The following is a 223-nucleotide window of genomic DNA, read 5'->3' as shown; positions in this document are numbered from 1 at the left end:
GTGAACATCCAGCCGTAGCCGCGCTCGAAGCGCGGCTTGGGCGGGGGCAGCAAGGCGCGCCTCATCTCGAGTTCCTCGTCGGAGACTTCGAGGGTGATGCGGCGTGCGGGACTGTCCACGGTGATGATGTCGTCCGTACGCACGAGGGCGAGCGGTCCGCCCACATGCGCCTCCGGTGAGACGTGAAGGATGCAGGCGCCGTAGCTGGTCCCGCTCATGCGGG

General features: G+C 68.2%; 1 pseudogene. It reads right to left on the bottom strand.

Annotation, left to right across the window (positions count from 1 at the left end):
• Positions 1-223, bottom strand: a pseudogene (locus tag E4K09_RS26805) (dihydroxy-acid dehydratase domain-containing protein); the annotation flags it as partial.

Source organism: Microvirga pakistanensis, from assembly GCF_004458765.1.
GTDB lineage: Bacteria > Pseudomonadota > Alphaproteobacteria > Rhizobiales > Beijerinckiaceae > Microvirga > Microvirga pakistanensis.
This window is presented reverse-complemented; position numbering and strand designations above follow the sequence as displayed.